Below are 24,557 nucleotides of genomic sequence, written 5' to 3' on the forward strand. Positions count from 1 at the left end.
TACATGAATGACAAGATGGTAAACTATAAGATAGAATGTAAAATACGACTAGCAAAGCTGAATAAAAAGGAAAACAATCAAAAACACTTATGAAAATCAGTAGAAACCTGAGGAAATGGGTACAATTGTTGTTGAATTTCTTCAGTGATGTATCGTAAGATAATATTATGGGACTAAGTTTTAGTACTAGACTATAAATTAGTAGATCATGTTTTTACGTAAATGATCATATGATTAAAGGGGTGCCTAAGCATGCTAAAAATACAAGAAATCAGAGAAATTATTAAATTAATCGATCACTCATCAATTAATGAATTTTCATTTGAGCACGAAGGTTCAAAAATAAAAATGAAAAAGCAATTACCTGAAGTCGAAACAGTAGTACGTACTGTAGCCACTTCCCCTACGCTTGAGTCAGTACAAGCACAACCAGTACAAGCACAAGCACCAGTTGTTGAAGCTCCAAAACAGGATACTGTTGAAGCACCTACAGCTGATACATCTCATTTACATAAGATTACGTCTCCAATGGTAGGTACGTTTTATGCTGCTTCTTCACCTGAAGCTGGCAATTACGTAGAAGTTGGATCAAAGGTTACAAAAGAATCAGTCGTTTGTATTGTAGAAGCAATGAAACTCTTCAATGAAATTGAAGCAGAAGTGAAGGGTGAGATCGTCGAAATACTCGTTCAAAATGGACAGCTTGTCGAGTATGGTCAACCTTTATTCCTTGTTAAGCCTGAGTAAGGAGCCAAAATGATGATAAAGAAATTACTAATCGCCAATCGAGGAGAAATTGCTGTTCGAATTATCCGAGCATGTAAGGAATTAGATATCGAAACAGTTGCTGTTTTTTCTGAAGCAGATCGTGAAGCATTACATGTACAGCTTGCAGATGAAGCGTATTGTATCGGTCCAACTGCTTCAAAAGATAGCTATTTAAATTTTACAAACATAATTAGTGTCGCAAAATTAACTGGAAGCGAAGCAATTCATCCAGGCTATGGTTTCTTAGCAGAAAATGCAGATTTTGCAGAGCTTTGTAAAGAATGCAATATTATCTTTGTCGGACCAAGTGCAGAAGCCATTTCAAAAATGGGCACAAAGGATGTTGCAAGAGAAACAATGCGTAAAGCAGGTGTCCCAATAGTTCCAGGTTCTAAAGGAATTATCGAAAACATCGAAGAAGCAAAAATGCTGGCAAACGATATGGGATATCCTGTTATAATAAAAGCAACTGCTGGTGGTGGTGGAAAAGGTATCCGCGTTGCTGTAGATGAGCAAGCACTAGTAAAAGGGATTGAAATTACCCAACAAGAGGCAGCTACTGCATTTGGTAACCCAGGCGTTTATATTGAGAAATACATTGAGGATTTCCGCCATGTTGAAATTCAAGTGTTAGCTGATTCACATGGAAATGTTATTCATCTAGGTGAACGTGACTGTTCCATTCAACGTAGACTGCAAAAACTCATCGAAGAAACGCCATCACCTGCGCTCGATGAAACAATTCGTGCACAAATGGGTGATGCCGCAGTTAAAGCAGCAGCGGCAGTAGCTTATACAGGTGCGGGAACGGTTGAATTTATTTTTGATCATATTAATAAAAAGTTTTACTTTATGGAAATGAATACACGTATCCAAGTAGAGCATCCGGTAACAGAAATGGTAACTGGAATCGACTTAATTAAAGAGCAAATCAAAGTTGCTTCAGGAGAAAAATTACCTGTGACTCAAGATGAGGTTACATTTAATGGCTGGGCAATCGAATGCCGAATTAATGCCGAAAATCCAGAAAAGAACTTTATGCCATCTCCAGGTAAAATTGAGATGTACTTGCCCCCTGGTGGTCTAGGTGTTAGAGTAGATTCAGCGGTATATCCAGGATACTCAATTCCACCATACTATGATTCAATGATAGCAAAGTTGATAACGTATGGTGCGACAAGAGATGAAGCAATTGCTCGAATGAAGCGTGCATTAAGTGAATTTGTTATAGAAGGAATTTCTACAACAATTCCATTTCATATGCGACTTCTTGAACATGAAAAATTTGTATCAGGTGATTTTAACACGAAATTTTTAGAAATGTATAAGGTCATGGATTCGTAAATTTATTCGGAGGTGCTGACCCTTGAAAGATACTAATAACGTTTTAGAAATGAATCAAGATTATAACGGTTTAGGCAAAGTAGAGATTGCTCCAGAAGTAATAGAAGTCATTGCAGGTATTGCAGCATCAGAAATAGAAGGTGTTGCGTCAATGCGTGGAAACTTTGCAGCAGGAGTAGTTGAGCGATTGGGTAAGAAAAATCACGGTAAGGGTGTAAAAGTTGAACTTACTGAAGAAGGCATCGTTATCGAAGTTTATTGTGTCATGATTTTTGGTGTATCTATTCCTACTGTGGCACAAAAAATTCAGGATAACATCCGTCAAGCTTTACTGAACATGACAGCTTTAGAAGTTAATGAAGTAAACATACATGTTGTGGGAATTCAATTCGAATCACGTACACAAGAAGTTGAAGTTGATCAAGAAATGTAATTTGAATTAATCTTTGATCAAGAGCAAAACCAGAGGGTTGGCCCCTTTGGTTTTCTTTTGTTTTGAAAGTGTTTATAGATTTTCAGGCGACTGGTTATATTGTTATTATAGAAATAAAATAAACCACGAATGTTTTATAAAAATAAAGCCTTTTCATTCGGAAATACATAAAAACAATCGATTTTCGGCATGAATCTGACAGTTGGATATGGTATGATCACTTTATGACATTCGACTTTTAAACATTAAAGGAGCAAGTAAAGAATGAAACGAAGAACAGCAAGAGAAAAGGCACTACAGGCGCTATTTCAAGTGAATGTTAGTAATATAGAACCAAATGAAGCAATTGAGCATGTACTAGACGAGGAGACTCCAGATCAATTTATGAACAGTCTTGTTTTCGGAACAATCGAACACGAAAAGGAGCTAGACGAGTTAATTACGCCTCACCTAGTTAATTGGACAATTGATCGCTTAGCGAATATCGATAAAACGATCTTACGTATGGCTGCTTATGAGCTAAAATATGAGGAAGTTCCTGCAAATGTAACATTAGATGAAGCAGTGGAACTAGCAAAAGCGTTTGGGGATGATCATTCTAGTAAATTCGTCAATGGTGTCCTTTCTAAAATCAAAAAAGGCCTGTAAAGAGGTAATGCAAAGTTTGAGGAGGAATTAGAAATGACTGCAACGATTATTGATGGAAAAGAATTATCAAAAACAAAACGAAGTGAATTAGCAAAAGAAGTGGAACAAATTAAAGCAAAAGGCTTATTACCAAAGCTAGTCGTTATTTTAGTAGGGGACAACCCTGCTTCACTTTCCTATATTAGAGGGAAACAAAAGGCATCTGAGGAAATCGGTGTTGGCTTTAAATTAGAAAATTTCCCTGAATCTTTTACAGAAAAAGAATTGCTTGATGTAATTGAGCACTACAACAATAATGATGAATACCATGGGATATTAGTTCAACTGCCACTTCCTGCACATATTAACGAAACGGCTGTTGTTGAAAAAATTTCACCCTTAAAAGATGTTGATGGCTTCCATCCGATTAATATTGGTCGTATGATGACAGGTCAAGAAACATTTTTACCTTGTACACCAGCTGGAATTGTTGAAATGATTAAGTCAGTTGGCGTAGAAATGACTGGGAAGAATGTGGTTGTTGTTGGAAGAAGTAATATTGTCGGAAAACCAGTTGGACAACTTCTTTTAAACGAACATGCAACAGTTACTTACTGTCATTCAAAAACGAAGGATTTATCAGCTTTTACGAAAGAAGCAGACATTTTGGTAGCTGCTGTTGGCCGCGCTAATTTTATTAAAGGCGAGGACATTAAACCAGGAGCTGTTGTCATTGATGTAGGTGTTAACAGACTTGAAACTGGTAAATTATGTGGTGATGTTGTTTTTGATGAAGCGAAGGAAGTTGCAAGCTACTTAACACCAGTTCCAGGTGGAGTAGGTCCGATGACTATTACGATGCTAGCTCATAATACAGTTCAATCTGCGAAACAATTTCTAAGTACTAAATAAAACATACTTAAAAGCGGGACGGAGAAACGATCTGTATTACTCCGTCCCTATTCAGTCATTTTAAAGTTATTAGTTTAGTAAAGGAGGTTGTACTATGAGTGAAGTAAAATATGTAACAGTTACAGCCTTAACGAAATACATAAAACGTAAATTTGATGTTGATCCTCATTTAACCGATATTTGGATAAAGGGTGAGATCTCAAATTTCAATTTACATAGTCGTGGTCATATGTATTTTACATTGAAGGATGAAAAGGCAAGAATTCAAGCCGTCATGTTCGCCGGTGCCAATAAATCCCTAAAGTTTAAACCGGAAAATGGTATGAAGGTTCTTATCCGTGGCGAAATCTCGGTTTATGAACAAAGTGGTGGCTATCAGGTTTATGTGAAGGAAATGCAGCCAGATGGTATCGGTAGTCTGTATTTAGCTTACGAGGAGCTGAAAAAAACTCTGCAAAAAGAAGGTCTTTTTGATCCAGTTCACAAAAAGCCAATACCAAAATATCCGGATCAAGTTGGGGTCATAACTTCACCTACAGGTGCTGCGATTCGTGATATTTTAACAACGATCAATCGTCGTTACCCACTTGCAAAGGTTATTTTAATACCAGCTCTTGTACAAGGAGTTCAGGCAGGTGCTTCTGTAGCGAAAGCAATAAAACAAGCGAATCAGCTAAATATATTAGATGTTTTAATTGTTGGTCGAGGTGGAGGCTCAATTGAAGAACTATGGGCGTTTAATGAAGAAATCGTAGCAAGAGAAATTTTCGCATCACAAATACCAATTATCTCTGCTGTAGGACATGAAACAGATTATACAATTGCTGATTTTGTAGCCGATTTACGAGCTCCTACACCAACAGGTGCTGCCGAACTAGCTGTACCTCATTTTTCCGAATTAATGGATCGCTTATTAGAACGTAAAAATAGGCTTAAAAGAACCATGCGGGAGAAAATAACCTCAAATAAAGACCGGTTAAACCATTATCAAACATCCTATGCCTTTAAATATCCAAAACAGCTTTATTTACAAAAGGAGCAACAATTAGATTTAATTGTTGAACGCCTTAATAAAGAAGGACAACGGGCCATCATTCATAAAAAAGACTCCTTCACACATGTGAAAAATCGACTAGCAAATGTACATCCAAAGGGTCAAGTGAAACGTTCAATGGAAGCGTATCAATTATTGTTTAAAAAGCTTAATCGAGAAATGAGTTCTGTACTAGCCTATAAACATTCGCAATTTAATGAAACAATTGCTAAACTAAATGCATTAAGTCCGCTAAGAGTTATGGACAGGGGCTATAGCCTTGTTTATCATGAAAAAGAACTTGTTAAAAGTATTAATCAAATTGAGGCAGGACAGATGGTAAAAGTACAACTTAAAGATGGACAACTAGACTGTAAAGTACAGGGAATAGAGGAGAGATCCGTTCATGAGTAAGGAAGAGCAAAAAGCTAAGGAAGTATCCTTTGAACATGCCATGCAACAGTTAGAGGAAATCGTTGGGAAGCTTGAGGAAGGAGATGTACCACTTGAAAAGGCCATTGAATACTTTCAAAAGGGTATGGAACTTTCAAAGCTTTGTCATGATAAGCTACAGCATGTAGAAAAACAAATGGATTTTATTTTACGTGAAGATGGGGAATTAAAGCCATTTGAGCTGCAGGAGGAAGAAAAAGCGTGACCATACAGCTTAACGACTTTTTAGTTTCACGTAAACAAATCATTGAAAAAGCAATGCCTGAGTATATTGAAAAGCTTCAAGCACCAAAAACATTAAAAGACGCAATGCAATATTCATTAGAAGCAGGCGGGAAACGCTTGCGTCCAATTCTTGTTTTAGCATTGCTTCATACATACAAACAAACTGAAAAATTAGGTATAGCTACAGCTTGTGCGGTTGAAATGATTCACACCTATTCACTTATTCATGATGACCTTCCGTGCATGGATGATGATGACTTAAGACGTGGAAAGCCGACAAACCATAAAGTTTTTGGCGAAGCAATGGCCGTTTTAGCAGGTGATGGACTTTTAACACAAAGCTTTTCTCTAATTGTAAATGATCCTTATCCTTCATCGGAAAACAAGCTTCGCGTTGTTTCAGAACTAGTAAAAGCAGCTGGTGCAGAAGGCATGGTTGGTGGACAGGTTGCTGATATGGAAGGGGAAGCAAAAAATTTAACCCTTGAAGAACTTCAGTACATCCATGAAAACAAGACAGCTAAACTCCTCGGATTTAGCATCATTTCAGGTGCGATTTTGGCGAGAGCCCCTGAAGAGGATATCGAAAAACTACGTAAGTATGCTTATCATCTTGGTATTGCATTTCAAATTCGTGACGATATTTTAGATATTGAAGGGAACGAAGACGTTATTGGGAAGCCTGTGGGATCTGATACGACGAATGAGAAGACAACATATCCCTCCATTCTAACGATGCAAGGTGCAAAAGAAAAACTTAATGATCACATTGACCACGCAAAGACGATTTTAAATAGTTTATCTGTTCATTCAAATTTACTTGTACAAATGTGTGATTTAATAGCAAATAGGGATCATTAATCATGACGAAATTAAGTGTGAAGGATTTTACTAAAACCGTTTCCAATAGGTAGCGGTTTTTTGTCCTATTTACTCGATTTTTCAGAACCACTACATGCAGTGATGGACATAAAATATTGTAATTAAAGCTATTTTATGGTAAGTTTTTGCTTGCACATATTTGTCCTTTTAATAAGGGAAGTATTAGATGCTAAGATTAAATCTTAAATTGTTTTCAAATAAAAGAAGTTTACGTTAAAATATAAAGATAAGACTAAGGTATAAGAACAAATTATATACAAACACGAATATAGAATCAAACTGAACCCGAAAGTGAGTGATCCATTTGGATCTTCTATCCATTAAAGACCCAAGCTTTTTAAAAAAGCTATCGAATAACGACCTTGAAAAACTTAGTGCGGAAATTAGGCAATTTTTAATTGAAAAGCTATCAGAAACTGGTGGACATATTGGTCCAAACTTAGGTGTTGTTGAGCTAACAGTTGCCCTTCACAAAGTTTTTGACAGTCCTAAAGATAAATTTATTTGGGATGTAGGACATCAATCCTATGTTCATAAAATATTAACTGGAAGAGCGAATGAATTTGATACTTTGCGTCAATACAAAGGCCTATGTGGTTTTCCGAAACGCAATGAAAGTGAACATGATGTGTGGGAGACAGGTCATAGTTCAACATCATTATCCGCCGCAATGGGTATGGTCATTGCAAGAGATTTAAAGAAAACAAATGAACATATAATTCCCATAATCGGTGATGGAGCACTAACTGGCGGCATGGCTCTCGAGGCCCTAAATCATATCGGGCATGAGCAAAAGGATATTATCGTTGTTCTAAATGACAATGAAATGTCGATTGCCCCTAACGTTGGTGCGCTTCACAATGTTCTTGGCAGACTAAGAACAGCCGGAAAATATCAGTGGGTTAAAGATGAGCTTGAGTATTTATTGAAGAAAATTCCAGCTGTAGGCGGGAAACTTGCGTCAACAGCTGAACGAGTGAAAGATAGTTTTAAATATATGCTAGTCTCAGGTGTGTTTTTTGAAGAATTAGGTTTTACTTATTTAGGACCAATTGACGGACATAATTATGAAGATTTATTTGAAAATCTTCAATATGCTAAAAAAACCTCAGGACCAGTTCTTCTTCATGTGATCACGAAGAAAGGAAAAGGGTATAAACCGGCAGAAACAGATACAATTGGTACATGGCATGGCACTGGACCTTACAAAATTGAGACTGGTGATTTCTTAAAACCAAAAGTTGTTGGACCAGCTTGGAGTAAGCTTGTAAGTGATACAGTACTTAAGCTTGCTCGTGAGGATGAGCGAATTGTCGCTGTGACACCAGCAATGCCGGTTGGATCTAAGTTAGAAGCTTTTGCGCAAGAATTCCCGGACCGAATGTTTGACGTTGGAATTGCTGAACAGCATGCTACCACAATGGCAGCTGGACTTGCTACCCAAAACATGAAGCCGTTTTTAGCAATCTATTCAACATTTTTACAACGAGCATATGATCAAGTTGTTCATGATATTTGCCGCCAAAATTTAAACGTATTTATTGGAATTGACAGATCTGGACTAGTTGGTGCCGATGGAGAAACCCATCAAGGCGTTTTTGATATTGCATTTTTACGACATTTGCCAAACATGGTACTTATGATGGCAAAAGATGAAAATGAAGGCCAACATCTTGTTAATACAGCTTTGAAATATAATGATGGACCTATCGCGCTACGCTATGCACGTGGAAATGGAATCGGTGTGAAAATGGATGAAGAGCTTAAAGAAATCCCGATTGGATCGTGGGAAGTTCTTAGAGAAGGTAGAGATGCTGTTATTCTTACCTTTGGCACGACAATTGAAATGGCAATTGAGGCTGCTGAAACCTTAGCGAAACAAGGTAAATCGATTCGTGTTGTTAATGCACGTTTTATCAAACCTTTAGATGAAAGCATGCTTCATGATATCTTTGCTGAACATATTCCTGTATTAACCATAGAAGAAGCTGTTCTACAAGGTGGATTTGGAAGTGCTGTTTTAGAGTTTGCCCAAGAAAATAACTATTACGAATCAAAGATTTCCCGTATAGGTATACCAGATCAGTTTATAGAACATGGTAGTGTTTCTAAATTACTCGAAGAGATCGGTATGACAACAGAAAATGTTATTATCCAACTTAAAGCAATGATGCCTGAAAAAGAGAAAAAGGTACTTAGATCATGAGCAGTAAAAAGGAAAGACTAGATATTTTACTGGTTGAAAACGGTTTGTTTGAAACAAGGGAAAAAGCGAAGCGTGCGATTATGGCAGGAATTGTATATGGAAATGAAGAACGTTTAGAGAAGCCAGGAGAAAAGGTTTCCCGTGACCTTGTACTAACGATAAAGGGGAATACTCTTCCTTACGTAAGTCGTGGAGGCTTAAAGCTTGAAAAAGCAATGAAAGATTTTGATCTACATGTACGAGATAAAATTATGATTGATATTGGTTCTTCTACAGGTGGTTTTACAGATTGTGCTCTCCAAAATGGTGCTAAGCTCTCATATGCGGTAGATGTAGGCTACAATCAATTAGCATGGAAGCTACGTCAAGATGAGCGTGTAGTCGTTATGGAGCGGACAAACTTCCGCTATTCTACAGCAGCTGATTTTGAAAAAGGGTTACCAGAATTTGCATCGATTGATGTGTCCTTTATTTCGTTAAAGCTTATTTTACCTGTATTAAAAACAATTTTAGTTTCACATAGCGATATTGTGGCTTTAGTAAAGCCGCAATTTGAAGCAGGAAGAGAGCTAGTTGGAAAAAAAGGAATTGTTCGCGATCCAAATGTTCATGAGCTTGTTCTAAATGACATGGTCAGCTTTGCCCTAAAAGAGGGGTATGATATTTATAACTTATCATACTCACCGATCACAGGTGGAGATGGAAACATCGAGTTCCTTTTACATCTTCGCTTCGAAGGATTGAAAGAGGAAGGAACAAATCATTTTGGTATTCCTGCTAGTGATGTTGTTGAAGAAGCACATGCAAAACTAAAAGAGAATAAACTCAAAGAAAAGCAGGAAAAATAGCAATTGCTATTATCCTGTTTTTTTCTTGATGGAGAATACAGCTTGCTATCCTCTTTGGTTTTTCTAAATTATCTGGATATTCATGCAACTTATGAATTATTAGTTTTTATCATTATAAGACAAAATAGCCCCGATAATCATTGTTTTATGCAGTTTAATCTAAATGATTTTTATTAAAACTGTACTTTTTAAGGGTTTTAATATAAGATGTAAGGTATAAACATGCAGAAAATGTATAAAAATGCATCATTGCAAAAAGGGGTGCTTTAATGAATAAAGGACAGAGACATATAAAAATTCGTGAAATAATATCAAACAATGATATTGAAACACAAGATGAATTAGTTGATTTATTAAAAGGAATGGGCTTTAATGTAACACAAGCAACAGTATCCCGTGATATTAAAGAGCTTCATTTAGTAAAAGTTCCAATGATGGATGGACGCTATAAATACAGCTTGCCTGCCGATCAGCGCTTTAATCCATTACAAAAGTTAAAACGTGCTTTAATGGATGCCTTTGTTAAAATTGACTCAGCAGGCCATATGCTTGTTATGAAGACTCTACCTGGAAACGCAAATGCAATTGGTGCTCTAATTGATAATCTTGATTGGGATGAGGTTTTAGGTACGATATGTGGAGATGATACGATCTTAATTATATGTAGAACTTCACAAGATACTGATTCAATATCAGAACGATTTTTGGACATGCTTTAAAGTTAGAAAAAACATGCGAAATAAGCCAAATTAAACAAGAGGTGTGATTTTGTTTGTTAGCGGAATTATCTATAAAAAACTTTGCCATAATTGAGTCGTTAACTGTTTCTTTTGAAAAAGGACTAACAGTGTTAACAGGAGAAACTGGTGCAGGTAAATCAATCATTATTGACGCAATTCATTTATTAGCTGGGGCTAGAGGATCTTCTGAATTTGTTCGGTACGGAGAGAAACGAGCAGAGCTTGAAGGGTTGTTCCTTTTAGATGATGAAAAACACCCTGTCTACACGAAATGTGACGAATTTGGCATTGATGTGAGCGACGGCATGATTGTTTTAAGACGGGATTTATCATCTTCAGGAAAAAGTATATGTCGGATCAATGGAAAGCTTGTTACTATTGCAATCTTAAGGGAGATAGGACAGTATCTAGTTGATATTCATGGACAGCATGACAATCAGGAGCTCATGAATGAAGAGAATCATTTAACACTGCTTGACCAATATGGTGGAAAAAAAGTAAAGCAAGCACTTGGAGAATATGTAGAAATTTATAAAAGCTTTGACTTACTCCGGAAAAAAATCACCCAACTTTCGGAAAATGAGCAAGAGATGGCACATCGACTTGACCTCCTTCAATTTCAGTTAGAGGAAATTGAAAGTGCAAATTTACAACCAAAGGAAGATGAACTTCTACAGGAAGAAAAAACTCAGATTTCTAACTATGAAAAAATTTATGAATCATTGCAAAATAGCTACAATTCACTACATGGTGAGCACAAAGGACTAGATTGGGTCGGACATGCAATGAGTAATCTAGAAGATGTTGGTTCGATAAATTCTACCTTGAAGGAGCTCTCTGAAACAATTTCAAATGCATATTATCTACTTGAGGATCTTTCATATCAAGTTCGGAATGAATTAGAAGCACTTGAGTTTGATCCAGAGCGCTTAAATTTTGTAGAAAGTCGCTTAAATGAAATAAATCATTTAAAACGAAAATATGGGCAATCCGTTGAGGAAATATTAACTTATTCTGCTAAAATTGAAGACGAAATTGATACGATCAAAAATCGTGACAGTCATTTACATAAGCTGCAAAAGGAGCTTGATTCTGTCCTTCAAGATCTAACGATTGAAGCAAATAATGTGACGAGCATTCGTAAAAATTTTGCAAAAGTGTTGATTGATGAAATACATCGTGAGTTAAAAGAGCTTTATATGGAAAAAACAACCTTTGATGTAAACTTTGCTAAAAAAAGAACTTCAACAAATGATCTGAAATATTCTCCTGCAGGTATTGATGAAGTGGAATTCTATTTGTCAACCAATCCTGGTGAACCATTAAAGCAGCTTAGTAAAACCGCTTCTGGTGGTGAGCTTTCAAGGATAATGCTTGCAATGAAAAGCATATTCTCGCAGCACCAAGGAATTACCTCAATTATTTTTGATGAGGTTGATACAGGTGTTAGTGGACGTGTCGCACAAGCGATCGCCGAAAAAATCTACCGTGTTTCAAACGGATCTCAGGTTTTATGTATAACACACTTACCACAAGTTGCGGCAATGGCTGACACTCATTTATATATAGCAAAAGAAACGAATACAGGCCGGACAAAAACAAGTGTTAAGCCGCTTGCTGAAGAGGAAAAAATTAAAGAAATAGGTCGCATGATAGCTGGTGTTGAAGTTACTGAGCTATCAAAGGAACATGCAAAAGAACTCCTAGCACTTGCACATACATCAAAAGGTTAACATAAAAAGCTGCCAATTAAGGTAGCTTTTTATTTGTATATGTTAGTCTTGAACCGAAATTATTCAATTATGCTTAAAACTTACAATAAAACCTTCAATTTTCTAGATATTCAAGTTATAAATGTGAGCTCAAAAGGCTAAATTAAAACTGTAGCCATATATAGTTTTGGTGTGTGTTAGGAGCGAGGAGAGTGAAAGTTATTGCAGACAGATAAAATCAGAAAAATAGTTGGTGTAATTCTCCTTGTTTCACTCATGAGTTTAGGATTTGTAAAAGAAGTAAAGGAATACGTGAAACTACCTAATAATATGTCGGTATTTGAGTCACAACATGTGAGCGTGCAAAGTTCGATTCCTGTAAATGCTACTCAAGACGCAGAAGAAGCATTTACAGTTCAAAAAAATAGTGATGGTAAGACACTTGATGTACATGGGAAAAAAGCGGGTGAAGGAGCAGTTGTTTTTGACCTAGCTGGCTTTCCAGTAAAAAAGATTGGTGTGAACGTCCTTCCTGATTTTAAGGTGATCCCTGGAGGACAATCGATTGGTGTAAAACTGAATACTCTTGGCGTATTGGTGGTTGGACATCACCAAATAAATACACCTGAAGGTAAAAAATCACCAGGAGAAATTGCTGGTGTACAGGTCGGAGATATCATTACAAACATCAATGGAACGAAAATTGAACAAATGAGTGATGTAACCCCTTTTATCCAAAATGCAGGAAAAACCGGTGAACCTCTTGATTTAGTTCTTACAAGAGAAGAAACAGAAGTAAAAACAAAGCTATATCCATTAAAGGATGAAAACGATCGATCATTTCGAATTGGCTTGTATATTCGTGATTCTGCTGCAGGAATTGGAACGATGACTTTTTATGATCCAAAGTCAAAAAAATATGGTGCATTGGGACATGTTATATCTGACATGGATACTAAAAAACCAATTGTTGTAGAAGATGGACAAATTGTTCGATCGACAGTCACTTCCATTGAAAAAGGAAGTAACGGAAATCCAGGAGAAAAACTTGCACGATTCTCAGGAGACCGTGAAGTAATCGGAAACATTACCCGAAACAGCCCGTTTGGGATTTTCGGAGAGCTTAATCAAGATATTAGCAATGGTGTAAATGATGAAGCATTGCCAATTGCACTTTCGAATGAAGTAAAAGAAGGTCCGGCAAAAATTCTAACTGTTGTTAACAATGATAAAGTTGAAGAGTTTGAAGTAGAGGTTGTTAGCTCAGTACCACAAAAATTCCCGGCTACCAAAGGGATGGTCATCAAAATTACTGATGAAAAACTATTAGATAAAACGGGTGGGATCGTTCAAGGTATGAGTGGTAGCCCAATTATCCAAAATGGAAAAGTAATCGGTGCAGTAACACATGTTTTTGTAAATGATCCAACAAGTGGGTACGGTGTTCACATTGAATGGATGTTAAATGAAGCAGGCATTGACATTTATTCAAAACAAAAACAGAAAGTAAGTTAATGAAAAGGCTGTCAAGGAAAATTTTCTTTCTTGGCAGTTTTTTTATTTTCTGCTTTTATTTTCATGAGGAATTATGTAAAATAGAAATGGAAAGATTTTTCGACAAAACTACCTTAGTCTCTAAAAGTCAAATGGCATATTTAGTCGAAAAAGGGAGCAAATTGAAGAGAGATTAAGATAATCTCCGATTTATAAAGTTTTTTTATAAAAATAAAGGATTTACACCCACATTGTCGAAATTGTTAGGTATAATCGTGTATAGATATAAGACATAATGGCAAAACGAGACTGAGGAGGAAGATTTTTGAAAAAAATTAAAGTTTGTATAGTTGATGATAACCGTGAACTTGTAGGTTTATTAGAGGAATACCTTTCAAGTCAAGATGATATTGAGGTTCTTGGCGTAGCGTATAATGGCCAAGAATGTATAGATATGTTAAAAGATAAGGAACCTGATGTTTTAGTATTAGATATTATTATGCCACATTTAGACGGCTTAGGCGTATTAGAAAAGTTAAGACAAATGGATCGTCCACAGCCAAATGTCATCATGCTGACAGCTTTTGGACAAGAGGACGTTACGAAAAAAGCTGTGGATCTTGGTGCTGCATACTTTATTTTAAAACCATTCGATATGGAAGGGTTAGCCAGTCATATCCGCCAAGTCAGTGGAAACGCTGCACCACTTATTAAACGAGCTAGTTCTTCGATTAGATCATCCAATGAATCTCATGGTAAGGGTAAAAACCTTGATGCAAGCATCACAAGTATTATCCATGAAATTGGCGTACCAGCACATATTAAAGGATATCTATATTTACGTGAAGCAATCTCTATGGTTTACAACGATATCGAATTATTAGGCTCAATAACAAAGGTGTTATATCCAGACATCGCAAAAAAATACAACACAACTGCTTCACGTGTTGAAAGGGCTATTCGTCATGCAATTGAAGTGGCATGGAGCCGTGGAAACATTGAATCGATTTCCTCTTTATTCGGGTATACGGTAAGTATGACAAAAGCAAAACCGACGAATTCAGAGTTTATCGCAATGGTCGCTGATAAGTTGCGTTTAGAGCATAAAGCTAGCTAAGTCAGTCGTACCAAGGGATGAGGACACTTCATAAATGTTGGAACACTGACACAAGTGACCAACGAATACAGTTTAGTGACCAACTAATTTTAAAGTATATACCTGTTAATATAAGGTCTTCCTGTTTATTGGGTTAATCCAATAATTAGGGAGGCCTTTTGTTTTGTCTAAGATTGAATATCATTTAGATAACTTTATGCTTTACTGTGATTCAAAGAATTTATCAAGAAAAACATTATCTAGTTATGAACAGACTTTAAAACTTTTCCTAATTTATTTGGAAAAGGAAATTAAAATCACTGATATTAACAAAGTTAAGTCTGGTCAATATTCGACAGTATGTTAAATATTGACGTGAAAGAGGTAAATATACAGTCGTTTCAAGTGAGAAATCAAAGAAAATTAATCATCCTGATCATAGACATGACTTTAATAAGCCTATTAGTGACACTACGGTAGCTAATTATTTAAGAAATATCAAAGTTTTCTTCAATTTTTTAGAATCTGAAAGGGAAATTAAGATAAATCCTGTAGCAAATATTGAAAATATTAAGCCAAAAAGAAAGCAAAAAGCATTGCTTGATGTTGAGATTAGAAAAGTTTTAAATACTTTTGACCTTACTGTTTTTCATTCTTATAGGTCATGGGTTTAAACAAGATTAATTTTGGATACTGGCATACGCGCAGGAGAGTCTTGTGACTTACGTCCGGATAACATTGACTTTAAAAATAAGTCTATCCTAATTGAAAATCCTTTTAACTAACTGGAATACGAAATTTCAAGATTTAGCTTTATCCTATGGTGAATACATGAAAGCTGATTTAGTAGTTAGTGTAAATAAGATATATCAAATGATGTTAATTGATGCAGCTAAAACTGGTGAGGCCGTTAATATTGCTTTTCCTATTCAAATCATGGGAAGAGAATGAAGAAACCTTATTATATGTATTGGGTATATGGTGGTAAACGAGATGAATTTAGTAGTGATACAGATTCACCATTAAATCAGTATGTTAGATGGATTGAGAAACAAAAGGATAAGATTGATGATTTATACTTAAAGGATATTGACCTTGATTATTATCAATCAATTATTAATCCATTAGAGATTTTCCAATATAGAAATCAATTACCATATTTTAATTACATTAATGAAGTGATTGATAAATTAAGGCCTTTGTATAAGGATTACAAAGTGGAAAGAAGAGTTGTAAATAATGAAGTTAGGGATTTTGAAAATAAAGCTAAAATGAAACAAGATCCAGAAGAAAGAGATATTATTCGAGCTAAATACTCACTAATTAAAAAGAAATATCGTTTATTATGCCATCAAGTTGAGCCTAATCTTAGTATTTTAGCAACTGCTGTTGTTGAATTAACATATAGACAAGAAGATAATTATGACTTTGCCTGGGATGTTTGTTATGAAGGTATGAGATATAATGCTCTTGAAAATAAGTTAGATCTTAGAACGGTATTATATGATTTAGGACGTATTAATACAAAGGAAAATATTGCAGGCATTGCTGAAGTAAAAGATAATAAAATGACTATTAAACAAGTTGAGGTAAACAGGAAAGAAACAAGTTTCCTAGATAATCCGATTGTAATAAGAACTGATTTAGTGAATGGTAAATATACTGTCTTATCTACGATGGGTAGAAATTATGCTATTTTAGATGTTGAAAATGAGCATTCTGAATACTTATGTCATTACTGGTATGAGAAGCAAGACGAAAATAAAATTGAACCGGTAAAGAATAAAAAGGTGAGAATTCTTTCTAGAAATAAAAAAGCTAAGGAAATTACAAATAATTTAATTGGTAAATCATTCACTTTAAAGACTGTACCTGATAAAGGATATGCAAATATTTATAGTGGTGACGATATGCTTTGTAGTATTGCCCCTGATTATATTGCTAAAAGTGGTATTAGTATGGGAATGAACGGATGGAAAGTGATATTTAATACTGTTACTACACCTGTTAAGGAAGATAAGAAAAGTTTTAGTGCAACTGTTACTATATGTGAGGTCTAACCGACCTCACTGGTGATAGTTATAGTTATAGATTAATAATTATCGAATTTTTATTATTAATTATTCTCCTTTAATTGACAATGACATTAATTTGTTGGTGTCTTTTTTTGTTTAATTTGCAATAGTTACCTGATCCATTTGGGAGAGGGTGAATTAGGTAACTATTGGAGTTTAAACGTCATGTCGTGAGACACACATTTCAATAATTAGCTGATGTAAAAAGAGAGGCACCGCCATTTCTCCAATGGTTGAAGGTGTCTTTTTTGTTTGCACTCAAATTAAATTATTAGGAGTGGAAATATAGATGAATGAAAAATTTGAACTATTAAAAGGTGAAATGACACCTGTTTCTGGGTTTTCGCAATACCTTTGCCATACACCTACAGGAAGAGTTTATTCTAAAGTTAGTTGCAAGTGGTTGCTTGATAGTGAGTTCTGTAAAGGCACAGGGGATAATGGACAATATTTAATGACACGTCTGATTCCTGATAATGGAGGTAAACCAGTTCCCATGTACAAGTATGAAATTGTACTCAGTTCCGCAATGGGTGTAACAAAGGATTACTGGTTGTCACAAGGCTTACAGATCGATCATATCAATAAGAATCCACGTAATAATAAATTAGAAAATTTAAGATTGGTTACAGACCAACAAAATAAGCAGAACTCAAGAGACAGAAATTGGAATAAAGTCAGATTGTCTTTGGATATTGATAAACATCTTAGAGAAGAGTTTAAGAATCGTACATGTGCAAAAATAGAGTGGTATCGCCAAAAAGGAATTGAACTAGGTGTATCGGCTAGATCGGTGCAGAACATCATACTTTCAAATACATACAGAGAAGCAACAGAATGATTAAATACAATATACAAAATAATGGTGTAATTGAATTTATACATAATGAAATGTCTGTAGCTGTAGAGGATATAGTTGAAACTTTACTTAAACAAGATTACATAATGGAATTATTTGAAGGGGATATGGAAGCAGCAGAAGAAGAAATTTTTATGGTTGCTGGAGACACCAAAGAAACGTATGAGTACATTGATGGTTATTTTAGAACATTACATAAAAGAATAAGAACCAATAACATATAGATATAAAGCACATTTTGAATGAAAATAGCCTTGTATACATAGCTCAATAAACATCACCTTGATATCATTAAATTAGATGAGGGGTGACGTTATTGAACTTCAGAGATGATGCAAAAAAGTGTTATGAACAATCATTGAGAGATATTGGCATTTCAGACAAGTCCATTAGAATTGCTTTAGCTGGATTTGATACTGGCTTTTCAGCAGGTATGTTAAATGAATCTAGTCTTCAAACTAAATTTGAGATGCTTAAAAAACTTCTCAATCAGAATGTAATCCATTAAGGAAATAAAAATATATTTACTGAATCATCTCATTGTCTTAAAGTGGTAATGAGGTGGTTTAAGTGAGAGATGAATTTATATTACATACAGATGAATTAGATAATTCAATTGATTATTTAGAAAAAGCAGCATTTTATTATAAAAATAGAAAAGATAAGTATTGTTTTAAATGGCTTATGATTTCGTTGCACGGTGCTTTATATGGTTTTGGAGTTTGTGCTGTTAAAGGGATTACTATTGAAAGAGTTCTTGAAATGAAATTAGGAAAGGCAAAATTTGAAAAAAAGAAAAAAGAAACGGTTAAATATTATGAACAAATGGGATTTGTAGTAGAAAATGAATCAATTTTAGATCAAGTTGTCGATTACAATGCAAGTCAATTATTATCAATTTGGGATATTCTAGACTATTGTCAGGATGAGGGCATAATGACTCAAAGACTGGATAGCAAAGTCTTAAAAATGACAGATATGCAAAATCAAGCTATAAAAAAAATGATTCATTACAGAAATGAATTTGCTCACTTCAAACCAAAAGCTTTAGGTATAACAAAGAGTGAACAATGGATTATTAAGGAAATAATTAATGTAATTAAATTTCTTGCTCTTGAGTCGGGTAACGTATTTTATAAAGGATCACATAATAAAGAAGATGTTGAAAAATTAATTTGTGAATTTAATACATAATTAGAAAAAGTCACTCGTTAGTCGTAACATAAGTTAGACATTGAGTGACTTTTAGTGTTTATGAATTAATTAATTTGACCATTTTAAATATTGTACCTATAAATCATTGAGGGTGATATTTTGAAGTGGTTAAAAATTGTGTTATTAGTGATGTTAGTTCTTTTGTTTACTGCTTGTAATAATGTTGATGAAGATATTCCAACTGATACAGATAAAGAAATAACAGATGAAGTTGAATCAACAGATGAAGAAATAGAAACAGATCCCACTAACACAATAGCTGATTGAGACACTCATTTTTAGGGTGTCTTTCTCGTTTGTATGATTCTATATGTTCATCACGTAGATCCATCAAAATTTGCAACTGTTTCATTGAATTTTTAGCTTGTTTGGAATTCTTCCCATATATGTGATGGTGACGATTATATTGCTCAAGAGTTAAATACATGATGCGTTTAAATAAATGATACCCTTGCTTTTTATATTCCCGTTTCATTATACTCACTCCTTTTGGTTTATAGGCCAATTATAATAAATTAAGTTTAGGAAAATTTGAATTTATTGTAAATTATTTGTGGGAATAAAGGACTTTTGACATAACTTGTTGAATGTTTGATTGTAACAATATTTGATGAGGAAATGTTGGAAATGACTTGGAACAAGGAAGATATGAGTAATTATAATACCAGTAAGTCACCTTGGTATAGTGTTCAGGACAATGGTAAGGTTGATATTGGAAACGAGATGGGAACAGGCGATAAAATAAGCTTACAACCATGGGGAATGTATAAATTGGTCAAAGAATGGTTGAATTCAGGTAATCAATTATCATTAGAGGAAAGAAAAGATCTAATTGACATCTTAAATAAGAAAATAAAGACAACATCCATTCTTGACGATGAAGAAAAAATGAAGGAAATTAGTGGTTTATTCTTGGAATATGTCAAAAATAATCCAGTTGACCCACTGAAAAATATTCGAGAATTCACAAGCCGAAATCAAAAAGAAATGCAAAGCATTATTGATAGTATAAATAAAAAATAATAAAGCAGTCCTTCATCGAGGACTGCTTTTATTTTGCCTCGATTCTCCCTATTCAAAAAAGCGACTCGTTTTATTAATGTATTAATTTAACAGAAATATAGTTGCTTTAGCAGAAGGATTCCTCAATGATCGTATCGAATTGTTATTCAAAGGAGGGATTCATAATGAGTGCTCAAAGTAAATCTGAAAGAGTATTTAATGAAGAAATGTCTCTAGAGAAAGTTAAAGAAACATTAATGGAGATTATGTTAATCCTAACTAAAAATCAAAGAAGTAAAGAAGAGCAGTTTGAAGAAATTGAACAAATTTATTTAAATCGTATATTTAATAAACATATAGTTTAACAACAAAGCTCTCATTAATTTGAGAGCTTTTATTTTATTAGTTGAAAAATATGGTATCCTTTTATTGATCATTCAATAAGGAGATTGCAATGTTAGACTTACTATTATTTTATCTTAAAGAAATTGGACTTAAAGATACAACTGATTTATTTATTACATTTTTAGGCGTTGTTGTTACAGGGATTGGTATTATTGTTACAGGTGTTTTTAGTTGGTTGTTGTGGAAAGCTACGCAGCAGACAAATAAACTGGCTGAAGCTAATCATGAACTTGCTGTTGCAATTTCCAATGAGCAAAGGCAAGAGCACCAGAGACTTAAAGAGCGTTATAGGACTGAAATGTGGAAAAAAGCAGTTAAATTACGATACACATTAGAGTCTACTAACCAATTTAGCTATAAGGTATTGTTGGAGGAGCCTTTAAGTCATGAATTTAGTGACGAATTTTTAGGGAAGTATTTTGACGAGAGTGAGCAGTTTTTAATTGATTCTGTTTGGGCTACGTTTAAAAACTATATCGAAGAATATTGGTCAGATGATCATATAGTATTAGGCCGTTATAATAGCAGGAAAGTAGATTCCGATATGACTGAAATGCATAACCATTGTTCAAGCCTAGCAGATCAGTTATCAAAAACTTTGCTTGAAAATGATGAAAATCTTTAAAAGCTCTCATTAATTTGAGAGCTTTTATTTTGCTTAAATTTAGATGAAACGGAGATGATTAAATGCTTGAGTATGATAAAACCGGTGACATTTCTAATGGTATAGAGGCAGCACAGAAGAGTATTGAAGAGTCTATACGTATGAATGATAAGTTACAATTCAAGTGGGAAATGTATAAGATGCAAAAACAAATAGATGGAGTGAATCGGAAATTAGATAAGTTGGAAGAAAGGTATAATGAACATGAACAGGGTTTGACAGGTAATGCTTAAATCATGTGTCTATTGTGGTGATATTCACGATAGGAAGTATGTATGTGATAAGAAGCCTAACAAGCAGAAGGTAATATCAAAGGCCGATAAGTTTAGGTGGACTAAAGCATGGCAGAACAAACGTAAGTACATAAGAGATAGGGATAGACACATGTGTCAGGTATGCTTAAGGGAACTGTATAACACACAGCAGAGGTACAACTATACTAACATACAAGTACATCACGTCGTACCTCTTGTTGAGGACTATAGTAAACGATTAGATGACAGCAACCTTATATCAGTGTGTACATACCATCACTCAATGGCAGAACGTGGAGAGATAAGTAGGGAAGAATTATTTAATATTATTTATGAACAGGAAAATAAAATTTAGTCCCCCCGTACTTTGATAAAGATATTTTTTAAAAAATTGGTTATGACATGAGAAATCTAAGAAACTCAGCTCAAAAGTGGGAACGAGATTATGATTTAACAACCATTGAAGTTAAGCAGCATAGCAGTGTTCTTCATCCTACAATTAAATGGGTTAAAGAGTTAATCTTAGAACAGAAATTTTCATACTATAACAATCTAATTTACGAAAACAATTTTACTAACTGTAGATTGACTGAAGACACCAATTTTAATAAGTACATAAATAAGAAAATTAGTGTAAAAACAGCAGGAAAAGTAGATATGGTATTTGCTACTATAAATGCTCTGTATCTTCTACAACAAGATGTAATTTTTAATATCGGTTAAAAGAGTACATTTGTGAAATCAAAGATAAGAAGGGCAATGCAGAAAAAAACTGTTAAATTTCAAACATATAATATAAAATATTCATAGTAAATATTAACTATGAATAGAGGAAGTTTGAAAATGGTATTTCTGTTAATAGCATGTATTATTGCTCTTTTAGGTCTACTATTACTAAGAAAAAGTGGATTAAATGATGAAAGTATGGGTAATGCTTTTAGCTTGTTTTTGTTAGGCTTACTTTTAGTTCTTTTATACTTTGGTAACTTTAAATGGAATCTAAACGTTGATGATAGAGGTATCTTCAACACTATAGTTGGCATAGTCTGTCTTTTTTTTATTCCTGGATCAATCCAATCAACTGTAAGCCTCTTTACAAATAATAAAGATGTAATGGAGAAAGCTTCCGGATATGGATGTTTCTTTATCATAATGGGTGGAATTTTATTCTTTATTATTGGTATTGGAGGAGCATTTTTTGACTTAATATTCAACCCTGAGCCAGATTGCATAGTTATGGAAAATGGACAGAGTAATTGTACAGATGTAGAAGGGGGACCGGGAGATTACAATAATCCTGGTATACATGAAGTTGAAGGACACTTTCGTGGTGGTTCTTATATAGAACCCTACATTAGAAGTAATCCAGATGGTGACACTTCAAATAATTTAAATCCGTAAATTAGATTAATAACAGTTTTGGATAAAATTCCGCAGTAAGTCTGATTACATGTAACTATACCTATTAAGGTATTCATGCTATATTCCTTCTATAAAGTTTTAGGGGGAATAAATTATGGAAAAAGAGATTTTTAATTTATTAAAAAGTGATACAAAACCATTAAATTTTAGGGAGATTTCCAGACGACTTAATTATAAAGAAATTGAAGTATTAAAAGTTTTGAATCGTAGAGATCAAAGGAAAATTAAAATGGTTGATATGTTTGATGATGGAGCTAAAATAAATTCAACTTACTACACTGTATAAAAAACGAAGCAACTTCGAGTCTGATCTGTATCCCGAAAAATGGACACTTATAAAAAAGTCCATTTTTCGGGATTTTTTATGTTTTATCATAGAAGAACCGTTAATCAAAACAAATAGAGAGAACGGGGAACTAATATGAGTAAAATTATTTTTAATGAATTTCAACGTCAACAACTGGAGAACAATCCAAATGTCAATCATGTATCAGATCGGTCGATCTCTTATAAACCTGAATTTAAAATTGCTGCCATTAAGGAATACAAAAATGGCAAAGGGCCAACGGATATTTTCATTGAATATGGATTTGATCTAGACATAATTGGATCTAAAAAGCCTCAACAATGTTTAAAGCGTTGGAGAAAAACTTATGAAAAGTATGGTGAGGAAGGTTTTAAGAATGAGCTTCGTGGTAAAGGAAGCACTGGACGCCCATCTTCGAAGGATCTTACAGTAGAAGATAAACTAAAAAAAGCAGAGGCACGTATTGCCTTCTTAGAGATGGAGAACGACTTCTTAAAAAAGTTAGAAGAACTAGAGAGGAAGGCGAAGAAACAAAATTAACATTATCAGAAAAGTTCCAACTAATTGAGGCCACAATTCGTAGATATGGTCTAGTTAGAATGGTATCTTATCTTTGTGAATTAGCTACAGTAAAACGCAAAAGTTACTATGCCTGGCTTAAGGCTGAACCCAAGCGTATCGATAGAGAACGTAAGGATGTACAGGATTATAAACTTATAAAACAAGTCTTCGATGAAAAGAATGGTAAATCAGGTGGACGAGATATAAGAATGGTTCTAGAAAATGACTATTTCACTGTGATGAATCTCAAGAAAATCTATCGTATTATGAATAAGTTTAACCTAAAGTCAAAAATTAGAAGGTCAAACCCTTACAAACGAATGGCTCAGGCAACACAAGAACACCGGACTTGTCCAAATATCCTGAATCGAAATTTCGTACATAGTGAGCCTGGTAAAGTGTTACTTACTGACATCATCTATCTTTATTTAGAAAATGGCACACCTGTATATTTGTCATGTGTTAAAGACGGTTCAACACGTGAAATTTTGGCCTACTATCTCTCGACAACATTAGAAATGCGACTTGTTTATCGAACACTTGATAACTTAATTAATGCCTTGGACGGGAACGTCCACCCAGAAGCCATACTCCATTCTGATCAAGGATTTCACTATACAAATCCAGAATATCGAAAAAAAGTTAAGAAACTTGGGTTTATTCAATCTATGTCTCGTAAAGGAAACTGTTGGGATAACGCACCAATAGAATCATTCTTTGGCCATTTAAAAGATGAGATTGATGCTTCTTCATGTCAAACACTCACAGAATTAAAAGGGGTAATTGAAGATTATATGGTCTACTATAATACTTACCGATATCAATGGGGATTAAAAAAGATGGCCCCGGAACAATACCGAAGCCACCTATTAAGTGCATAAAGGTCTTTTTATAAACTGTCTATTTTTAAGGGTACAGATCAAAAATTATTCGTTGGTCTTTTTATTTTACATATAAAATCACTATTTAAATTTAATTGGTAGAATGTTACTATAAATAGAGATTTAGAAAGGAAGACTA

At 34.4% G+C, this 24,557-nt stretch carries 32 protein-coding genes; 31 read left to right on the forward strand and 1 reads right to left on the reverse strand.

Annotated elements, in window-relative coordinates:
• Nucleotides 1-252: 252 nt before the first annotated feature.
• The 22 genes from accB to WCV66_RS12615 all read left to right on the forward strand — a co-directional run bounded on the left by accB (nucleotide 253) and on the right by WCV66_RS12615 (nucleotide 19,189).
• Nucleotides 253-747, forward strand: a complete 495-nt coding sequence (gene accB, locus WCV66_RS12510) for an acetyl-CoA carboxylase biotin carboxyl carrier protein (RefSeq protein WP_338789168.1) — start codon at nucleotides 253-255, stop codon at nucleotides 745-747.
• Nucleotides 748-759: 12 nt separating this feature from the next.
• The gene (accC, locus tag WCV66_RS12515) at nucleotides 760-2,112 is read left to right on the forward strand and encodes an acetyl-CoA carboxylase biotin carboxylase subunit (protein WP_066335339.1); all 1,353 of its coding nucleotides are present in this window, start codon (nucleotides 760-762) and stop codon (nucleotides 2,110-2,112) included.
• A 49-nt stretch (nucleotides 2,113-2,161) separates the two neighbouring features.
• Entirely contained in the window at nucleotides 2,162-2,545 is a 384-nt protein-coding gene (locus WCV66_RS12520; protein WP_066335536.1) for an Asp23/Gls24 family envelope stress response protein, read from the forward strand.
• A 264-nt stretch (nucleotides 2,546-2,809) separates the two neighbouring features.
• Nucleotides 2,810-3,193, forward strand: coding sequence for a transcription antitermination factor NusB (gene nusB, locus WCV66_RS12525; RefSeq protein WP_066335344.1), 384 nt, complete (start codon nucleotides 2,810-2,812; stop codon nucleotides 3,191-3,193).
• Nucleotides 3,194-3,226: 33 nt separating this feature from the next.
• The gene (gene folD / locus WCV66_RS12530) at nucleotides 3,227-4,084 is read left to right on the forward strand and encodes a bifunctional methylenetetrahydrofolate dehydrogenase/methenyltetrahydrofolate cyclohydrolase FolD (protein WP_066335349.1); all 858 of its coding nucleotides are present in this window, start codon (nucleotides 3,227-3,229) and stop codon (nucleotides 4,082-4,084) included.
• Nucleotides 4,085-4,178: 94 nt separating this feature from the next.
• Entirely contained in the window at nucleotides 4,179-5,531 is a 1,353-nt protein-coding gene (gene xseA, locus WCV66_RS12535) for an exodeoxyribonuclease VII large subunit (RefSeq protein WP_338789169.1), read from the forward strand.
• Nucleotides 5,524-5,775 carry an exodeoxyribonuclease VII small subunit gene (locus tag WCV66_RS12540; RefSeq protein WP_066335363.1) on the forward strand — a complete coding sequence of 84 codons (252 nt, stop codon included), beginning with the start codon at nucleotides 5,524-5,526 and terminating at the stop codon, nucleotides 5,773-5,775. Before xseA ends, WCV66_RS12540 begins: the two co-directional genes overlap by 8 nt.
• Complete coding sequence (locus WCV66_RS12545) at nucleotides 5,772-6,656, forward strand: polyprenyl synthetase family protein (RefSeq protein ID WP_338789170.1); 885 nt, start codon at nucleotides 5,772-5,774, stop codon at nucleotides 6,654-6,656. The genes WCV66_RS12540 and WCV66_RS12545 overlap by 4 nt, the downstream gene beginning before the upstream one ends.
• A 325-nt stretch (nucleotides 6,657-6,981) precedes the next feature.
• On the forward strand, nucleotides 6,982-8,883 hold the full coding sequence (gene dxs / locus WCV66_RS12550; protein ID WP_338789171.1) for a 1-deoxy-D-xylulose-5-phosphate synthase: 1,902 nt from the start codon (nucleotides 6,982-6,984) through the stop codon (nucleotides 8,881-8,883).
• Entirely contained in the window at nucleotides 8,880-9,731 is an 852-nt protein-coding gene (locus tag WCV66_RS12555) for a TlyA family RNA methyltransferase (protein ID WP_338789173.1), read from the forward strand. Before dxs ends, WCV66_RS12555 begins: the two co-directional genes overlap by 4 nt.
• 269 nt (nucleotides 9,732-10,000) lie before the next feature.
• On the forward strand, nucleotides 10,001-10,450 hold the full coding sequence (gene ahrC, locus WCV66_RS12560; protein ID WP_066335377.1) for a transcriptional regulator AhrC/ArgR: 450 nt from the start codon (nucleotides 10,001-10,003) through the stop codon (nucleotides 10,448-10,450).
• Between the two features lie 53 nt (nucleotides 10,451-10,503).
• Nucleotides 10,504-12,204 carry a DNA repair protein RecN gene (gene recN / locus WCV66_RS12565; RefSeq protein WP_066335380.1) on the forward strand — a complete coding sequence of 567 codons (1,701 nt, stop codon included), beginning with the start codon at nucleotides 10,504-10,506 and terminating at the stop codon, nucleotides 12,202-12,204.
• A 255-nt stretch (nucleotides 12,205-12,459) separates the two neighbouring features.
• Entirely contained in the window at nucleotides 12,460-13,698 is a 1,239-nt protein-coding gene (spoIVB, locus tag WCV66_RS12570) for a SpoIVB peptidase (protein ID WP_066335539.1), read from the forward strand.
• Between the two features lie 304 nt (nucleotides 13,699-14,002).
• Nucleotides 14,003-14,794: a sporulation transcription factor Spo0A gene (gene spo0A / locus WCV66_RS12575; RefSeq protein WP_066335384.1), complete on the forward strand. Its 792-nt coding sequence runs from the start codon at nucleotides 14,003-14,005 to the stop codon at nucleotides 14,792-14,794.
• Between the two features lie 196 nt (nucleotides 14,795-14,990).
• Nucleotides 14,991-15,140, forward strand: coding sequence for a site-specific integrase (locus tag WCV66_RS12580; protein ID WP_232329056.1), 150 nt, complete (start codon nucleotides 14,991-14,993; stop codon nucleotides 15,138-15,140).
• 398 nt (nucleotides 15,141-15,538) lie between these two features.
• Entirely contained in the window at nucleotides 15,539-15,724 is a 186-nt protein-coding gene (locus WCV66_RS12585; RefSeq protein ID WP_338789175.1) for a hypothetical protein, read from the forward strand.
• A complete protein-coding gene (locus tag WCV66_RS12590) occupies nucleotides 15,721-16,833 on the forward strand; it encodes a hypothetical protein (RefSeq protein ID WP_338789177.1) in 1,113 nt (370 codons plus the stop codon). Before WCV66_RS12585 ends, WCV66_RS12590 begins: the two co-directional genes overlap by 4 nt.
• Nucleotides 16,834-17,137: 304 nt before the next feature.
• A complete protein-coding gene (locus tag WCV66_RS12595) occupies nucleotides 17,138-17,689 on the forward strand; it encodes an HNH endonuclease (protein ID WP_338789178.1) in 552 nt (183 codons plus the stop codon).
• Nucleotides 17,686-17,931 carry a hypothetical protein gene (locus WCV66_RS12600; RefSeq protein ID WP_338789180.1) on the forward strand — a complete coding sequence of 82 codons (246 nt, stop codon included), beginning with the start codon at nucleotides 17,686-17,688 and terminating at the stop codon, nucleotides 17,929-17,931. The genes WCV66_RS12595 and WCV66_RS12600 overlap by 4 nt, the downstream gene beginning before the upstream one ends.
• A gap of 92 nt (nucleotides 17,932-18,023) precedes the next feature.
• The gene (locus tag WCV66_RS12605) at nucleotides 18,024-18,215 is read left to right on the forward strand and encodes a hypothetical protein (protein ID WP_338789182.1); all 192 of its coding nucleotides are present in this window, start codon (nucleotides 18,024-18,026) and stop codon (nucleotides 18,213-18,215) included.
• 62 nt (nucleotides 18,216-18,277) lie between these two features.
• Nucleotides 18,278-18,901: a hypothetical protein gene (locus WCV66_RS12610; RefSeq protein WP_338789183.1), complete on the forward strand. Its 624-nt coding sequence runs from the start codon at nucleotides 18,278-18,280 to the stop codon at nucleotides 18,899-18,901.
• 120 nt (nucleotides 18,902-19,021) lie between these two features.
• Nucleotides 19,022-19,189 (forward strand): hypothetical protein, encoded by a 168-nt coding sequence (locus WCV66_RS12615; protein WP_157094435.1) that lies wholly within the window; start codon nucleotides 19,022-19,024, stop codon nucleotides 19,187-19,189.
• Here WCV66_RS12615 and WCV66_RS12620 read toward each other — a convergent pair.
• Nucleotides 19,170-19,397, reverse strand: a complete 228-nt coding sequence (locus tag WCV66_RS12620; protein ID WP_338789184.1) for a hypothetical protein — start codon at nucleotides 19,395-19,397, stop codon at nucleotides 19,170-19,172. The genes WCV66_RS12615 and WCV66_RS12620 overlap by 20 nt on opposite strands.
• Nucleotides 19,398-19,549: 152 nt before the next feature.
• Between WCV66_RS12620 and WCV66_RS12625 the strand changes: the two genes are divergently transcribed.
• From WCV66_RS12625 to WCV66_RS12665, 9 genes are all read left to right on the forward strand, one after another.
• On the forward strand, nucleotides 19,550-19,945 hold the full coding sequence (locus tag WCV66_RS12625; RefSeq protein ID WP_338789185.1) for a hypothetical protein: 396 nt from the start codon (nucleotides 19,550-19,552) through the stop codon (nucleotides 19,943-19,945).
• A 164-nt stretch (nucleotides 19,946-20,109) separates the two neighbouring features.
• The gene (locus tag WCV66_RS12630) at nucleotides 20,110-20,289 is read left to right on the forward strand and encodes a hypothetical protein (protein ID WP_338789186.1); all 180 of its coding nucleotides are present in this window, start codon (nucleotides 20,110-20,112) and stop codon (nucleotides 20,287-20,289) included.
• A gap of 89 nt (nucleotides 20,290-20,378) precedes the next feature.
• Nucleotides 20,379-20,954 carry a hypothetical protein gene (locus WCV66_RS12635; RefSeq protein WP_338789189.1) on the forward strand — a complete coding sequence of 192 codons (576 nt, stop codon included), beginning with the start codon at nucleotides 20,379-20,381 and terminating at the stop codon, nucleotides 20,952-20,954.
• A gap of 62 nt (nucleotides 20,955-21,016) precedes the next feature.
• On the forward strand, nucleotides 21,017-21,226 hold the full coding sequence (locus tag WCV66_RS12640; protein WP_338789190.1) for a hypothetical protein: 210 nt from the start codon (nucleotides 21,017-21,019) through the stop codon (nucleotides 21,224-21,226).
• Nucleotides 21,227-21,377: 151 nt separating this feature from the next.
• Nucleotides 21,378-21,602, forward strand: coding sequence for an HNH endonuclease (locus tag WCV66_RS12645; protein ID WP_338789191.1), 225 nt, complete (start codon nucleotides 21,378-21,380; stop codon nucleotides 21,600-21,602).
• A gap of 47 nt (nucleotides 21,603-21,649) precedes the next feature.
• Nucleotides 21,650-21,970 carry a terminase TerL endonuclease subunit gene (locus tag WCV66_RS12650; RefSeq protein WP_338789192.1) on the forward strand — a complete coding sequence of 107 codons (321 nt, stop codon included), beginning with the start codon at nucleotides 21,650-21,652 and terminating at the stop codon, nucleotides 21,968-21,970.
• A 120-nt stretch (nucleotides 21,971-22,090) separates the two neighbouring features.
• Nucleotides 22,091-22,648: a hypothetical protein gene (locus WCV66_RS12655; RefSeq protein ID WP_066335455.1), complete on the forward strand. Its 558-nt coding sequence runs from the start codon at nucleotides 22,091-22,093 to the stop codon at nucleotides 22,646-22,648.
• A 115-nt stretch (nucleotides 22,649-22,763) separates the two neighbouring features.
• On the forward strand, nucleotides 22,764-22,955 hold the full coding sequence (locus tag WCV66_RS12660) for a hypothetical protein (RefSeq protein ID WP_338789193.1): 192 nt from the start codon (nucleotides 22,764-22,766) through the stop codon (nucleotides 22,953-22,955).
• Between the two features lie 135 nt (nucleotides 22,956-23,090).
• Nucleotides 23,091-24,418 (forward strand): IS3 family transposase gene (locus tag WCV66_RS12665; protein WP_338789194.1). Its coding sequence is split into 2 segments (ribosomal slippage): nucleotides 23,091-23,460 and nucleotides 23,460-24,418, totalling 1,329 coding nucleotides; the frame shifts between segments, so codons are not numbered across the junction.
• Nucleotides 24,419-24,557: the final 139 nt, after the last annotated feature.

The sequence above is a fragment of the Metabacillus rhizosphaerae genome (assembly GCF_037201795.1).
Classification (GTDB): Bacteria; Bacillota; Bacilli; order Bacillales; family Bacillaceae; genus Metabacillus; species Metabacillus rhizosphaerae.